The organism is Bartonella sp. MR168JLCBS (assembly GCF_042194175.1).
The window spans coordinates 1-246 of the sequence record NZ_JBHIMP010000204.1 but is presented as its reverse complement, the minus strand read 5'-3'; the positions used below and the strand labels follow the sequence as shown (position 1 = coordinate 246).

Here is a 246-nt window from a genome sequence, read left to right as displayed (position 1 = left end):
GAGTGAAAAAACGAAAAGGAACCAAAATGATTCGTAAAGTTATTCTTTTGGTCGCTGGGGTATTACTTGGCGCCAGTTCAATGATTATGGTGCAGTCTGTTGCTGCGAACAATGAAGGTGATACTTATCAACAGCTGTCCCTATTTGGCGATATCTTTGAACGAGTACGTATGCAATATGTGACGGTTCCGGATGATAAAAAGCTTATTGAAAATGCTATCAATGGCATGCTCACATCACTTGATC

1 pseudogene is annotated in these 246 nt (G+C 40.2%); it reads left to right on the top strand.

Going from position 1 to position 246, the window contains the following annotated elements:
• Positions 1-26: 26 nt before the first annotated feature.
• Positions 27-246, top strand: a pseudogene (locus ACFIK8_RS10360) (peptidase S41); the annotation flags it as partial.